This window comes from Cysteiniphilum halobium, from assembly GCF_003574425.1.
GTDB lineage: Bacteria > Pseudomonadota > Gammaproteobacteria > Francisellales > Francisellaceae > Caedibacter > Caedibacter halobius.
Genome location: NZ_QLIU01000016.1, coordinates 1 through 16297 on the forward strand (window position 1 = coordinate 1; position 16297 = coordinate 16297).

11 protein-coding genes and 1 pseudogene are annotated in these 16297 nt (G+C 38.4%); 10 read left to right on the forward strand and 2 right to left on the reverse strand.

From position 1 onward, the window contains the following. Positions 1-349: 349 nt before the first annotated feature. Complete coding sequence (gene purL, locus DNK85_RS04055; RefSeq protein ID WP_119328327.1) at positions 350-4237, reverse strand: phosphoribosylformylglycinamidine synthase; 3888 nt, start codon at positions 4235-4237, stop codon at positions 350-352. Between the two features lie 496 nt (positions 4238-4733). Here purL and DNK85_RS04060 point away from each other — a divergent pair, with 496 nt between their 5' ends. The 10 genes and pseudogenes from DNK85_RS04060 (at position 4734) to DNK85_RS04105 (ending at position 15303) form a co-directional block, all read left to right on the forward strand. Next, positions 4734-5801: an acyltransferase family protein gene (locus tag DNK85_RS04060; protein ID WP_162896516.1), complete on the forward strand. Its 1068-nt coding sequence runs from the start codon at positions 4734-4736 to the stop codon at positions 5799-5801. Positions 5802-5910: 109 nt separating this feature from the next. After that, positions 5911-7956 carry an NAD-dependent DNA ligase LigA gene (gene ligA, locus DNK85_RS04065; RefSeq protein ID WP_119328297.1) on the forward strand — a complete coding sequence of 682 codons (2046 nt, stop codon included), beginning with the start codon at positions 5911-5913 and terminating at the stop codon, positions 7954-7956. 332 nt (positions 7957-8288) lie between these two features. Continuing rightward, a complete protein-coding gene (locus DNK85_RS04070; RefSeq protein WP_119328328.1) occupies positions 8289-8627 on the forward strand; it encodes an endonuclease domain-containing protein in 339 nt (112 codons plus the stop codon). Positions 8628-8882: 255 nt separating this feature from the next. Beyond that, positions 8883-9221: pseudogene (locus DNK85_RS04075) on the forward strand (endonuclease domain-containing protein). 99 nt (positions 9222-9320) lie between these two features. Beyond that, on the forward strand, positions 9321-10406 hold the full coding sequence (locus DNK85_RS04080; protein ID WP_119328298.1) for a 5-(carboxyamino)imidazole ribonucleotide synthase: 1086 nt from the start codon (positions 9321-9323) through the stop codon (positions 10404-10406). Beyond that, positions 10407-10907 (forward strand): peptide-methionine (S)-S-oxide reductase MsrA, encoded by a 501-nt coding sequence (gene msrA, locus DNK85_RS04085; protein ID WP_119328299.1) that lies wholly within the window; start codon positions 10407-10409, stop codon positions 10905-10907. A gap of 45 nt (positions 10908-10952) precedes the next feature. Next, positions 10953-11390 carry a hypothetical protein gene (locus tag DNK85_RS04090; RefSeq protein WP_119328300.1) on the forward strand — a complete coding sequence of 146 codons (438 nt, stop codon included), beginning with the start codon at positions 10953-10955 and terminating at the stop codon, positions 11388-11390. A gap of 191 nt (positions 11391-11581) precedes the next feature. Beyond that, entirely contained in the window at positions 11582-12736 is a 1155-nt protein-coding gene (locus DNK85_RS04095; protein ID WP_119328301.1) for a hypothetical protein, read from the forward strand. Positions 12737-12892: 156 nt separating this feature from the next. Next, complete coding sequence (locus DNK85_RS04100) at positions 12893-13075, forward strand: hypothetical protein (RefSeq protein WP_119328302.1); 183 nt, start codon at positions 12893-12895, stop codon at positions 13073-13075. Between the two features lie 14 nt (positions 13076-13089). Next, a complete protein-coding gene (locus tag DNK85_RS04105; RefSeq protein ID WP_119328303.1) occupies positions 13090-15303 on the forward strand; it encodes a hypothetical protein in 2214 nt (737 codons plus the stop codon). On the opposite strand, the gene DNK85_RS04110 is transcribed toward DNK85_RS04105, so the two are convergent. Then, a complete protein-coding gene (locus DNK85_RS04110; protein ID WP_119328304.1) occupies positions 15304-16296 on the reverse strand; it encodes an NAD(P)H-dependent glycerol-3-phosphate dehydrogenase in 993 nt (330 codons plus the stop codon). It lies immediately after the preceding gene. Position 16297 lies beyond the last annotated feature (1 nt).

Here is a 16297-nt window from a genome sequence, read left to right on the forward strand (position 1 = left end):
AAACATGGTCGGTTACAGTCTAGCTATTTCCGGTATGGCTTGGATATGATTGCTAATGCTTATCAAAGAGCAGCTTTTAGCATAAGAGATTTTAAGCTCTGCCTTAAGATTTTAAATCGACCATTACAGGAGCTACTCAAATGAAAAAATCATCGTGTACAGAGAAAAAATAATTAAAAATTATGATGATTGAAACCAACCATGTCAAAAATCTTTGATCCTTATATATTACGATTTATCATAAAGGATCACATCATTAAAAAATTGGTAATCTCTAGAAAATTATAATGTCAAAAGTTGATTTAATCGAATGAGTAGGCCCCATAAATTATCTCTCGGGTTTAGATTTTTACCCCACCCATTTGCGCGCATTCATAAATAAGCGCATCCATGGTGAGTATTCAATATCCTTATTTTTCCAGTCTGCTGGATACCATGACATTTGGACTAATCTAAAAGTGCGCTCGGGATGTGGCATCATGATGGTGGCACGTCCATCAAGTGAAGTAAAGCTGGTAAAGCCGCCTTCCGAGCCATTTGGATTTAATGGGTAGTGCTCAGTTGGCTTGCTATGGCTGTCAATATAGCGCATTGCCGTTTGTTCATTGGCAATTAAATGCTTTAAGTCATCCTGGTGCTGATATTGAGCACGTCCTTCGCCATGAGAGACTACAATAGGCATTTTTAGGCCTTCCATATCTTCAAAGATAATCGATGGGGTTTTTAATACTTCAACCATCGATAAGCGTCCTTCGAATTGCTCAGAAAGATTGCGCACAAAACGTGGCCAGTGAGAGGCTCCTGGAATAATCCCTTTTAATTGAGATAGCATCTGACAGCCATTACACATGCCAACGGTAAAGGTGTCAGTGCGCGCAAAAAACTGGGCAAATTGCTCTAAAAGATTTGGATCAAATAAAATGGATTTTGCCCAACCACCACCGGCTCCCAAAACATCCCCATAAGAAAACCCCCCGCATGCGGCAAGACCCTTAAAGTCATTAAGATTAATACGCTTATGCTGTAAATCTGTCATATGCACATCAATAGCATCAAAGCCACTTAAGATAAAGGCTGCGGCCATTTCATTATTACTATTAACCCCTTGTTCACGTAAGATCGCTACCTTGGGTTTACTATCAAGATTTAGAAATGGGCTGACGATATTTTCTTTACAATTAAAGGATACTTGTGCAAAAAGACCATGATCGTTATGTCCATTAATCAGATCATATTCTTGATCAGCACACAGTGCATTATCACGCATGCGTTGAATCTGATATGATGTTTCAGACCAAAGTGTTTGCAGTTTAGCTCGTGTCATACAAAATATTTCATCAATATCGTAACTAATGGATAGCTTGGCATCATCCGTTGACGTATTAGGGCGCCCAATGGTATGTGCTTTTAACTGGAAGCTTGCAAGAACTTGCATTACGATGCTGCGATCGGTGTTTCTCACTTGAATAACAGCACCTAATTCTTCATTAAATAATGAGGCATGAATATCGTCACCAAGGCCATCAATATCAATATCCAGCCCACACTTGGCAGCAAACATCATCTCACATAAGGTAGTAAATAACCCACCATCTGAGCGGTCATGATAAGCGCAAATTTTATCATCTTTAACCAATTGATGAATGGCTGCAAAGAAGTTTTGTAGAAGCTCAGGCGCAATATCAGGTGTTTCATTGCCAAGCTCGTTATAGCTTTGTGCAAATGACGAGCCACCTAAACGATTTTTTCCCAAACCTAGGTCAATCAAAATAAGATCGGTCTCAAATGCTAAGCGTAATTGTGGTGTTAATGTGCGGCGAATATCTTGCACTGGAGCAAAAGCGGTAGCAACAAGAGAAACGGGAGAGGTAACGGATTTTTCTTGATTATCATCATGCCATTTTGTTTTCATCGATAACGAATCTTTACCTACCGGAATTGTTAAATCAAGAGGAGGACAAAATTCCATGCCAGCGGTTTTAACCATTTCATAGAGCCGGGCATCTTCACCAGGATGCGAGCATGCTGCCATCCAGTTGGCTGAAAGCTTGACATCGGATAAATGATAGATATAAGCTGCTGCTATATTGGTAATCGCTTCACCGATAGTGATTCTAGCAGCAGCAGCTGGGTTCATCATTGCCAGTAATGGGCGCTCACCCATTGCCATTGCTTCACCATGATAATCCGTAAAGCTTGTTGCAGTCACGGCAACGTCAGCTACAGGCACTTGCCATGGTCCGACCATTTGATCGCGTTGGGTCATACCACCAACTGTGCGGTCACCAATGGTAATTAAAAACTTCTTACTGCCAACGGCGGGCAAACGTAAAATACGCTCGGCTGCATCTTGTAAATCTATACCACTATAATCCCAGTTACTATAAGCATTGGCAGTCGTTGTCACGTTTTTTAATGTTTTTGGTGCTTTACCTAAAAGTAGTGATAGTGGCATATGAATCGGATCAATGACTGAATTTTCATCTTTTAAAATTAACACCTTTTCTTCAGTGGCTTCACCGACAATGCAATAAGGACAACGCTCGCGTTTGGCAATTTTATCAAATAGGACTAAGTCCTTCTCAGCAATCGCAAGTACATAGCGCTCTTGTGACTCATTACACCAGATCTCTAAGGGAGACAATCCTTTTTCAGCCACTTGAATTTTATTTAGATCAAAAACAGCACCGCGTTCACAATCAGCGACAAGCTCAGGTAATGCATTGGATAAACCACCAGCGCCAACATCGTGGATGCTAATGATTGGATTACTCAGTCCCATTGCCCAACAACTATCGATAACTTCTTGTGCGCGACGTTCAATCTCGGCATTATCACGTTGCACAGAGGCAAAGTCCAAATCTTCATGGGAGTGTCCTGTGTTCACCGAAGAAGCAGCACCACCACCAAGACCAATTAACATGCCCGGCCCGCCAAGCACAATAATCTTAGCACCTACAGGGATTTTACGCTTTTCAATATGTTCTTCTTTGATATTACCATAGCCACCTGCAATCATAATTGGCTTATGATATCCCCATACTTCGCCATTAACGTTTTGTTCAAAACTACGAAAATAACCACATAAGTTTGGACGTCCAAATTCATTGTTAAAAGCAGCGCTACCAAGAGGTGCTTCAATCATAATATCTAATGCTGAGGCAATGCGATTAGGCTTGCCATAAGGAATTTCCCATGGTTGGATATCATGAGGAATATTTAAGTTTGATACAGTATAACCGGTAAGTCCGGCCTTTGGTTTGGCACCACGACCAGTGGCACCTTCATCACGAATCTCACCACCGGCACCAGTGGCGGCTCCTGGATGAGGGGCGATGGCAGTTGGGTGATTATGTGTTTCAACTTTTATCTGAATATGAATCGGTTCGCGTTTGAAATGATAAAGTCCATTATCATTACGTTGTAAACGCTCAGCAGCGTAACCGGCAATGACTGCGGCATTGTCGTGATACGCTGAGAGGATGTTTTCTTTGTGATGTTCATAGGTGTTTTTGATCATGGGGAACAGCCCAAGCGGTTGTGCCTGATCATCAATAATCCAGTCAGCTTTGAAAATTTTATGCCGGCAATGCTCTGAATTAGTTTGTGCAAACATCATAAGCTCAACATCGTTTGGGTCGCGATTGAGCTTAACGAAACCATCATGTAAGTAATCAATTTCATCATCAGATAATGCTAAACCAAGCGCATGATTAATTTTCTCTAGTGCGCCACGGCCTTCACTTAACAATGGAATTGTTTGCAGTTTGCCTGCAGCATGGGTGCTGAGAAATGGATTGGTATCAGCAACCGAGAAACTAACTGTTTGCATCATACGATCATGCAATTTTGCAGCAAGCAAGTTTAAAGCATTTTGATCTAATATGTTTTGACTTTTTAAGTAATAAACAATGCCACGCTCAATACGCATAACTTTATTAAGTCCACAATTATGCGCGATATCCGTTGCTTTTGACGACCACGGTGAGATTGTGCCTAAGCGTGGTGTGATGATAATGGTTTGCCCTTGTTTAGAAGTAAGTTGCCCTTTATCACCATAATCTAACAGTGCTGAGAGCTTATTTAATTCATGATCGTTTAACACATCACTGTACTCAATAAAGTGAAGATATTCCGCTTGAACCGTTTCAATACGAGAATCAATTTCCTGTAATTTGGATAAGATTTTTTGTTGATCGAATAAAGATAATGCATCATTGCCAAAAAGTTGTAACATCTTACTACTCGTGCAGAAGGTTTTTGTGACCATATTCTGATAGATTTGCTGCAAGTTATAAAGTGTAAAATGTGATTTTATTCGCTCTTTGGATTGATAAACAAACAATAACTCTACGTGGTGATAATGAAAAAATAAGTTGTGCTATCTATTACCTTGTCCTTTGAGGGAGAGATTGTGTTTCATAAGCTGCGTGGGTGAAGGAGTTGAAACTCAACTTGTTTTTCAAGTTACAAGGCGATTATACGAAGGTGATTGCGGGAAATAATTACGCCAATTTATTTGAGTTTAAGTTGCTTTTTATAGATAATAGAGAGCTATCTATATAGCAAAATGTTGAAATAAGTATCTACTATGTTGATCCTGGGAAATTACCATCAGAACTATTTATTTTAATTCTATAAAACCTTTTTTATCAAAAAATTTTAATTCCAAGCTCAGGTTAAGTTAAATATATGGGGAGTCTAACAACATGAAAAGTGTAAATGTGAAATACATGCCTGAATTAGATCATTTAAGGCTATATGCAGCAATGATGATTTTATTTTTTCATTTGTTAGGTAGTAATAAGATTATTAACTATTTGCATTTAGATACAGGCGTACCTCTATTTTTCACACTAAGTGGTTTTTTATTCTTTGTTATAGCACGTACAAATGAAAAAGAAATTAACTACTGGAAGTTTATCTATAATCGTTTTTTGAGAATATACCCGATGATTATATTTTTATTCTTTATATCAATTGTATTAATGAAAAAGTTTACTGCTATTGACTATTTAAACCTTTTTGGATTAAATTTTTCCAATACTGAAAAAGTTTCTTGGATAGCTGGTGATTGGGGGTATCAATATTTATCATTTAACTGGTGGACAGTTGGTATTGAGTTTATTTTTTACCTTATATTTCCTTTTTTATACAAATTTTATAAGCTTTATGGGTTAAGGTTTTTAGTGCAATGTTTGCTTCTTATTCTACTGTTTAGGTATGGGCTATACTACAGCATGATAGCTGAGTATGGGTGGGAAAAATTAAGTATCCTATTAAATTATTCTGTATTTGGTAATTTTGACATTTTTATTGTAGGAATGATCGCTGGACATTTTTTTATAAAATATAAAAATTCTCATGTCTTTATTAGGCTTTTTGGCTCAAAAATATTGTGCGTAATTTACATAGCATGTATGTGGTTTTTCTTGATTTATTGTATTAACTATTTTGATCCCACTTCTTACCCAACTATCATTGGTATTTTGTGTTCATTTATGATTATATTTTATGTTAGTTCTTTCGCCTCAATTCAAAGTAGTTTGTTTAGCAAGACGATAGCTTTTCTTGGAAGTTTGAGCTTTTCTGTTTACTTACTACACTCATTTGTGAAAGATGCCTTGGTGTTCATAAATATTGAAGGTTGGGTTAGTAGTTATTTTAATATATCACTAACAACATCGGCTTTCTTAACTTGCTTATTAATATACATTCCAATTATTTTTATAGTTTCATACCTAACTTATAAGACAATAGAGGAGCCGTTTTTAAATATGAGGGTTAAGTATTTTAGGTAGAGCACTCATATAAATCAAAGTATGTGTGTCAAATTGAGCGTGGGCTTTAGCTTTTAATCTTATAAACCTTTTAGTATGATAGGCACATGCTCTATAAGTCCTTGCTGACATGTCTAATTTACCCTTTAAAACAAATATTGAAATTCAAGAATATTATCAAAATCTTTGTGCGGAAATTAACCGTTATAATTATGCTTATCATACTTTAGACGCACCTTTGGTAAGTGATCAAGTGTACGATAAGGCGTATCAAGCACTTGTTGATACAGAGTTGCAATATCAGGATATTTTAGATACCTCGTTATCACCAACGAAGCGTGTCGGCAGTAAGCCATTAACAGCCTTTGAAGTCATTGCCCATAAGGTGCCGATGTTGTCATTATCCAATGGCTTTGATGATGAGGATATTGCTGGGTTTTATAAGCGTTTAACGGAGCTTACACAAACGCATGAATTAAGTTTTGAATGTGAACCAAAGCTTGATGGCTTGGCAATTAGCATTCACTATAAAAATGGTCGCTTAGACTACGCTGTAACGCGTGGCGATGGGGTTGAGGGTGAAAAGGTGACTGAAAATGTCAAAACGATTCGTAATGTACCCTTACAGTTAAAAGGTGATGATCTGCCCAAAGAGATTGAAGTGCGTGGTGAAATCATCATTAATAAACAAGATTTCTTAGCACTTAACCAAGGGGCTGAAGCGCGCGATGAAAAAGTTTTTGCTAATCCCAGAAATGCTGCTGCTGGCAGTATTCGGCAGCTAGATTCGCGAATTGCTGCTAAGCGCAAACTAAAAATGTACGCTTATGGTATTGGTGCATATGATGGATTTACTTTACCACAAACGCAATATGAATTAATGCAACAATTAAAGCTCTGGGGATTTCAATTAACCGATGAGGTTGAAGTGGTTGATGGAGAAGAGGGCTTACTTGATTACTATCAACGTATGAGTCATAAGCGTGCTGATTTACCTTATGATATTGATGGTTTAGTCTATAAATTAAATCGATTGGATTTGCAAACCAAAGCGGGTTTTATTGCCAAAGCACCACGTTGGGCACTGGCGCATAAATTCCCAGCTGAAGAAGTCGAGTCAGAAATTTTAGCCGTTGATTTTCAAGTCGGACGCACGGGCGCGGTGACTCCGGTGGCAAGATTAAAGCCAGTTGCCGTAGGTGGCGTGATTGTTTCAAATGCGACATTACATAATCTTGATGAGATTAAGCGCAAAGATATTAAAGTCCATGATCGCGTGATTGTGCGCCGCGCCGGGGATGTGATCCCAGAGGTAGTGCATTCATTACCTGAATATCGTAATACCAATACAATACAAGAAATTGTGATGCCCAAAGTATGTCCAGTGTGCCAATCAAGTATTGAATATATTAACGACCAGGCAATTGCGCGTTGTATGGGGGGGTGGCATTGCCGGGCACAACGCAAAGAACGTATTAAACACTTTGCCTCGCGCAAGGCGATGGATATTGATGGGATGGGCGATAAAATCGTTGAGCAGTTAGTCGATAAAGAGATGATTAAAACGCCGGCTGATTTGTATGCATTGAGTTTACCCGTTCTAAGCCAGCTGGAGCGTATGGGGCGTAAGTCTTCATTAAATTTATTAGAGGCTTTAGAAAAAAGCAAAACCGTGGCATTACACCGTTTTATCTATGCTTTGGGTATTAAGGATATTGGTGAAGTGAGTGCTAAAGCACTTGCTAATTACTTTGGATCACTAGAGGCGATTAAAAATGCGACACTTGAGGAGCTGATATCGATTTATGATATCGGTGAAGTGATGGCAAATAATGTTAAAGCTTTTTGGCAGGATCCTTTAAATATCCAACTCGTTGACGCACTTATTGCTGAGGGTATTACGATTATTGATCCCAAGAAAATTGAGAATAAAGAAGTCAAAGCTGTAGTCGATAATCCTTTTTTTGGTAAAACCGTAGTGATTACTGGCAGTTTTGCACAATTCACACGTGATGAGCTTAAAGAAAGGCTTGAAGCACTAGGTGCTAAATGTAGTGGTAGTGTATCAAGCAAAACAGATTTTCTAATCGCAGGGGAAAAGGCCGGTTCCAAATTAGTTAAGGCGCAAGCGCTTAATATAAGAGTGATCAATGAAGATGAATTACAAATAAGCTGATCAAAATTTTGAGAAAATTAGGTGAAATTTTATGGAAAAAATGTACTGGAAGATATTTATCAAGCATTACAGCAGTGAGATATCCCCTCACCCGCATTGCTGCGCAATGCGACCTCTCCCACAAGGGGAGAGGTGATCAGATCATTACTTTGTTGCAAAGAAATTAGGACAATAATCGGCTTGAGAATTAAGTAAATATCTGTAAATTGACGTAATAAATAATGTGCACTAGTGGTTGGTATTGTAATGATTAAATTACATTTGTTTAGTTACCGTAGGTCACCTCTCCCCTTGTGGGAGAGGTCGGCAAGCTTTGCTTGACGGGTGAGGGGGTGAATATTAAAGCCTTTCAAAAACATTTAAAAACTTCACAAACCGATGCTGAGGCTACGTTATGGTATCATCTTAGAAATCGGCAATTGTCAGGATATAAGTTTAGGCGTCAAGTGATCATTGGATCTTATATTGTTGATTTTGTTTGTTTTAAAAAAAGATTGATTATTGAATGTGATGGCGCTCAGCACAATGAAATTGACAAGAAGACATATGATGCATCAAGATCAATGTATCTTTGTGAACAAGGGTATCGAGTCTTGCGTTTCTGGAATCATGACATACTAAAAGAGACGGAAAATGTATTGGAAGATATTTATCAAGCATTACAGCAGTGAGATATCCCCTCACCCGCATTGCTGCGCAATGCGACCTCTCCCACAAGGGGAGAGGTGATCAGGTCATTACTTTGTTGCAAAGAAGTTAGGACAATAATCAGCTTGAGAATTAAGTAAATATCTGTAAATTGACGTAAGAAATGATGTGTACTAATGGTTGGTGCTGTAATGATTAAATTATATTTGTCTAGTTATCGAGGTTTACCTCTCCCCTTGTGGGAGAGGTCGGCAAGCTTTGCTTGACGGGTGAGGGGGGTGAATATTAAAGCCTTTCAAAAACATTTAAAAACTTCACAAACCGATGCTGAGGCTACGTTATGGTATCATCTTAGAAATCGGCAATTGTCAGGATATAAGTTTAGGCGTCAAGTGATCATTGGATCTTATATTGTTGATTTTGTTTGTTTTGAAAAAAGATTGATTATTGAATGTGATGGCGCTCAGCACAATGAAATTGACAAGAAGACATATGGTGCATCAAGATCAATGTATCTTTGTGAACAAGGGTATTGAGTCTTGCGTTTCTGGAATCATGACATACTAAAAGAGACGGAAAATGTACTGGAAGATATTTATCAAGCATTACAGCAGTGAGATATCCCCTCACCCGCATTGCTGTGCAATGCGACCTCTCCCACAAGGGGAGAGGTAATTCGATCATTACGTTGTGGAATAAACTTAAGGTAATAAAAAATGAAAATCGCAATATTAGGAAATGGACAGCTCGCTCAGATGCTTATTGAGAGCGCTGAAGATTTGGATGTAAGTATTGACACGTATCCTTTACCAGTCATTGATCGCTATGGTAAGAGTACACCAGAGGAAATAAACCTTTGGCAGGAAAAGCTTCAGCACTATGATGTCGTAACTTATGAGAGTGAAAATATATCAGTTAATCTGTTGCAAGCAGTATCACAAAAAACACGTATCTTTCCAGCAATTAAAGTCTTAAGTGTTGCGCAAGATCGGTTGTTGGAGAAAGATAATTTTAAACAGCTTGAAATCAATACCAATAACTATATGCGTGTTGATTCTTTTTCTGAACTTCAAAAGGCTGCCAAATTATTGAGCTTACCGTTTATTATTAAAACCAGACGTTTTGGCTATGATGGCAAGGGGCAGTATGTTATTAAAACGTCTGAGTGTTTAGAAAAAGCGTGGGAAGCTTTGGGTGAGTATTCACTCATTGCTGAGAGCTTTGTGCCATTTGATTATGAAGTCTCACAGATTGCTTCACGTGATCAGTTTGGGCATATTGCCTTTTATCCTTTGGTTAGAAATGAGCATCGTGATGGCATTTTACGCGAAACACATGTATTGATTAAAAGGAATGAACTATGTCTTGACGCGCAAGAAGCGGTGAAACACTTGCTTGAGTATTTTGATTATGTGGGTACATTTGCGGTTGAGTTTTTTGTTAAAAATAATCAGCTTTTTGCGAATGAAATGGCGCCTCGAGTACATAATTCAGGGCATTGGTCAATCAATGGTGCCAATGTCAGTCAGTTTGAAAACCATATGCGTGCAATCAGTGGTGAAAGTGTTGTTGATATTAAAACTTTAGCACAACATATCTTAATGATTAATCTGATTGCTGAAGATGTGCCAGATATACAACTACCTGTTAATAGCTATGCCAAAAGTTATGGCAAGAGCTTAAGAGCGGGACGCAAGATGGGGCACATTAATATTGTTGATAATGAACTAGAAACATTTATCAATAGTGTTAAGATGATCTATCAAAATATTAAGGCAAAACCATGTTTGGAGGAGTTTTAAGTGTCAGATCAGCTAAATGTTACTTATTTTGCAGGAGGGTGCTTTTGGGGTGTCGAGCATTACTTTGTCAAAGAAAAAGGCGTTGTCAAAACGGCAGTTGGCTATATGGCGGGCAAAACGCTGAATCCTAATTATCATGATGTGAAAACAGGACAGACTGGGCATTTAGAAGTCGTTAAAATTGAATATGATCCCAGAGTTATTAGTTATGAGACATTAGTAAAACTCTTTTTTGAAATTCATGATCCCACACAGCGAGATGGTCAGGGTGTGGATATCGGTTCGCAATATTTAAGTGCTATTTTATATACAAAGGACATGGAAAAAACGACTTGCCAACAAGTAATTAATTACCTTGAAGCGCAAGGTTTAAAGATTGCAACACAATTAATGGATGCTGATCTTCATCAATTTTGGATGGCTGAAGATTACCATCAACAATATTTTAATAAACACACACACTTGCATGTCTGTCATCGGCGTGTAAAACGGTTTGATTAAGCTAAGTGAAAGTAAAGAAAAGTAAAAAAGAAAACGAGAAAGTATATGTTTGAAATAAGTGAAAATATCGAGAATTACTATGATTTAAGCCAAACAGTGCGCGAGAAAATGTGCATGATTGATGATATGGCAGATCAGTTGGGTGAACTTTTGGATTGGAACTTGACTGTTGATTTTCAAATTATCAATCATGACGATAAATCATCATTATATGCTGTATCGATTATTGCTGGAGAGTCGGATGATGATGAGGCGCCAGTGTTTTTCTCAACAGCATCGGCAGATGAGGCATTGATTCGTTTGCAGGTTTATTTGGAGTTAATGGAAAAATTTCAGATCAGTAATTTGGCAAGATCTGAAGAATATTATCAACAATCTTTGGATAGATTAGTGAATTACTATCATGACACTTGTGATGATTTATTACATCAAATTGTGCTGGAGAGCTTTTTTGAATTTAATGAAATATTAGCAGATAACTAAACGCAGAGAGGCATTGTATATAGTAATGATGTATCAATAAGTTGCACCAGCTAGCACCTCTCCCCTTGCGGGAGAGGTCGTGTGGCTTAAGCTGCACGGGTGAGGGGTATGCAGTCCAAATTTGAATTTGCTAATTCCTTCAATTGCACCTAAGCTTAAATCGCAAAAGGAATGGCAAGGATGATGGTGGTATGAAAAGATGGGTTGCTTTTTGTGTATTAATTATAGCTGTAATAAGTGCAAAGTTAGTTTATCCACAAGCGAATAGTTATCAGCAGCTTGAGTCACTTAAATCATGGTCTATGCAACAGCAAGAAAAGTGCAAAAAAGATCAAAGCCAAGAATTAATTACCTTATGTGCTTTGAATAGTTGGTTACCACAGATACTGAAATCGCAAATTGCACAATCTAATATAAGTCTAAATCTTAAAGCATACAATGAAAATAAGGCACAGCTTAAGTTATCTATTATTAAAGAAAATGAACCATATGCCACTATAGATCTACGCTTAGCGCAATTAGGTCTATTGCAACACCCTATGGATTGGCAAGCATATTTAAGGCCGTCAATCCTTCATAAGGGGGTGATTAAAATTTCCTATCCATTAATGATTTCTAGTCGTCAAATTGTTGATTTTATAGGAATGCCTGCAAATACACAGTTTACACAACAACAGTTAGAGAAAATATATCCCTCGCAATTAACGGCAATTCTTACAAAAGCACAACAAACAATAGATATTGATATAACGCTCGATATTGCGCAATTAGCACTTGTACACATGCATTTTGCGGCTCAGGTGGATGGTGTATTATCACTTGGTCCGTTATTATCAAACTTTACGGTGCAAGATTTATCAGATAGTCTTAAAAACAAAGTCTATCCCAGTGAGTTTACGTTGAATTTGACTAATACGGGACTTATTGAAGATATTATACATGAGCTATTAGGTGACCAGGCATTGGTATATTCACCGATACTATTGATGAATCTATCAGAGTATTTTACACAAATCGCTTTATTACAACGTGATCCACTATTTAAAAAAGGATTTATAAGTTTAGCTGATTTTATCCTATTACCCAGAAGTCTAAGTGTAAGGGCCGTGAATAACTATAAGCAGCGGCAAAGCGCTAGATTATGGCAAGATATGCTTGATTGGCTTAATTTTCATTATCAATGGTATATGTTAATGCTTAAGCAGCAAGAAGATAAAAATAGTGCACTGCAGCAAGAGATATTTAAGCTTAATGCCCAAAAAATCAAATATAAAAATAGAGTCTTAGATCTATTTAAGAAAGGCTTTTCTTATCAATTTTTCAGTAATGGTGTCGAAATAAAATAAGATAAAGTTCTTAAATATTACGCACATTGCTCGCAAAAAAATCAATATTCACTATGTTTACAATACTGCTTACTGCTGATTAGTAGTGAGATTGATGAGGAATTTGTTAAAACTTGGAAGTAAAAGAAGTAACAGTAAACGATAAAAGGTGATGATATGCTAGGAAGGTACCCCAAAAATCTATTTGCATTGGTTGCAATTAGTTTCGTTGTATTATTAAGTGCTTGTGGCGGTGGTGGAAGTTCATCAACTGCGGCTGTAGGTACACAGACCGTGAATTGCCCACAAGGGTCAACTTGCGCACCTGAGCAGGTGTCAATGGTTGAAGCACAATCATAATCAAGGAGGATACGATGAAAATCAAACGAGTAAATGTATATTATCTTGCGCTATTAATGGGGGTGTCTGTGTCGGCATCGTATGCTGTGCCGACATCAGGCGATTATGTGAATGATCTGCCTCAGACCTATACCAATAACTTCACGCAAGAGACGATGGATCAAATTAATGGTATTTTGTGCGTGTTTGCGCAAACGAATTACCCTGAGTTTACGAATCAAGGTGCGTATCTTTCTAAAGTTGATATGAACGCGTGCAACATGGGAGATGAGCGTGGTGATAACAGTGTACCAATTCTGTCGGATATTGTCGGGGAGTCAACGAATGTCAATGGTGTGCAAACGGTAACTTTCTGGATTGATGGTTTACAAGTTGGTGATGGTGATACGGTATTGATTGAAGGTAAATTAGTGGCAACAGAGACGCCAACGACACTTAATCCTTATGGTGTGTTTAGCTTAAACTATGTGTCTTATCCTTATGTTAATGGCGTATTAAATCGCACAACCCCGCAGTTTAGAGGATTTATTAGCGCCTCTGAGGCAATCAATGGGCGTGCCTTGGTGAAATACTTTGAAACAGAAGGCAATGGTAATAACAGTCGTAATGTTGCTTTAGCTTTTATTCAAACCGCTGAAAATACGGGTTATGGTCAGATTTCAAGTGTTTTTAATCAAAACTCAATGTTGGCAAAAATTGCTTTTAACAGCAGCCATTTAGAAAATCTGGTCACACGTGCAGATTTAACTAATGGTCAGGCTGAGATTTGTTATGATCGCAATAATTACACCACGAGTGTCTATCGCTATGGTTTATATAATCCTGATGGTAGTCGTGTCAATCGTAACTCTGGGGGCTTCCCTGTTGAAATAACAATTAATAATGAAACAAAGCGTGGTTGGTTGAGCTTTTATGGCTTGTGGCTGCCTGGTAACCCAACGGTTGTCGATGGCACGGCTGCCACGAAAAAAGACATGCAAACCGGAGCATCAACTGCTGGTACCATTGAAGTGGGCCCAGGAAGACTTGAGCTGCAAACCGCCCGTTCAATTACATTGGGTCAATTAGCAGGTACGCGTTTACGCCTACATGCACTTAATCAAAATCAAGCGACAGCGATTGTATTATGGAATTCAACGACTCAACAATTTGACAAAGTGGGAGAAGATAGTTGTAATCAAAATGGTTGTAGCTTCACACCAATTTCTCCTGCCGTAGTCATTTCCAACTCAGATTTACAAAACACTTATCTAGGTCAAAACTATAGTCTAAATGTATCCATTGACGGTGTTGGTGGCGGTGGATTTACCAATATTCCAATGCGTGATCAAAATAATCAAGTCGTGTTACCGACTAATAGTACACAGTTGGTGGTGTGGACAAATGCACTTGTTGCACCAACGGCTGCGGATGACACATTAACACTAAAATGCTATAACAATTGTCCAGTGTGGAATAATGGTTTAACACAATGGGAAACTAAATATCCAGCGTGGGATAGCTCAGGATCTCCTAATCTCTATTTAACCTATACAATTAATAAAAACATTCTTGCAACTAGTAATGCCTATACCTTATTAGATCCAAATGGAGTGCCCGTGACCTCAGAAACCGATAATTTATGGGTGGGTGAGATGATTCCAAGTACGGTTGTTATTGGTAATAATATTGATAGCTTATATAACGGCACGATTACTCAGAAATATACCTGGCAAAGTGGTCCGCAACCTTGGAATAAGTTTTATACTTTCAAAGCAACCAGTGATAACAGCATTAGTAGTTTTGAACCACCGATCAGCTTAACCTACAATGATGGTCAAGGTAGTCGCTTTATCGAATATGAATCCTTTGGGCATTTAAACAGTATTCCTGGTAAATGCTATAGCCGCTTAGATAATACCTTGCAGCCGCAATGTGGTGGTAATGATCAGATCTGGGTCCCTGATTATAATGTACCAACAGGGACAGAGCTTACACAAACGGCAAATGCCAATGTCAGCTACTTTGTGAAGCAGTTGGGCATTGCGCAAAACTTACTTCCTCTTGCAGCCGGTGCCGCAAGAGATGCATGTATCAGTGATCTACAAACATTAATTACCCAAGCAGGTACCGATAGCAATGTTACCTTGCCAACATTGAGTGATTGGGTTGATCCAAATATTGGTACGATGCCAAATGTCGGAGATATTCCTCGGGTAATTGCAGGTGTCACTCAACCGCAAGCATAGTTATTCTGCTTTAAGCGATCTAGTCAGTAGCGCATACGCCGTTGTGCGCATATCTTTGCTTTCATGCAGAATGCTATAGACTGCTTCAACGATCGGCATTGATACATTGTTTTTTTGTGCGAGTTTATAGACAGCATTTGCTGAAGCAATCCCCTCAACGATTTGTTTGACTTCTTCACAAGCCTCATTGATTGTTTTACCTTGACCGATAAGTACGCCAAAACGGCGATTACGCGATTGGTTATCAGTGCAAGTTAACAACAGATCACCAAGTCCGCTTAAGCCGTAAAAGGTTTCAAGCTTTCCACCTAGCGTTAGACCTAACTGAGTGAGCTCATTAAGTCCACGGGTGATTAGGCCCGCACGTGCATTAGCGCCAAAGCCAAGCCCATCAGAAATCCCACATGCAATGGCAAGTGCATTTTTGACGGCACCGCCGATTTCAGCACCAGTGACATCTGTTGAGGTATAACAGCGGAAATTGTCACTATTAAAAAGCATTTGAATATGGTTGGCATAATCACGATTTTTAGCAGCAGCTAAAACAGCAGTAGGTAAGCCTTTAGCAACCTCTTTAGCAAAACTAGGGCCTGTAATTAAACCAAAGGGGTTATCTTTTAAAATATCTTCAGCCATTTGATCTAATAGTTGATAACTACGGTGACAAAAGCCTTTTGTTGCTGAGATTATACCTTGTGTGCTTTTTAAATGTGGTTTGATTTCTTGTAAGGTCTTCACAAAGCCAATACTTGGTGTTGCGATTAAAATATCATCGCATTGGTGAAGAACACTTTGCCAATCGCTTATAGCAATTAGGTTTGTAGGGAAGGTAATATCAGGCAGGTAGTTGTGATTATGTTTATCATGAATCATCTGCATATTATGTGCTTTTTTCCACGAGTGGATATAAACCATATGTCCAACGCGTGCAAGTTGCAAAGCAAGAGCTGTACCCCAGGAACCTGCACCCATTACAAGAATCGTATTATTCATA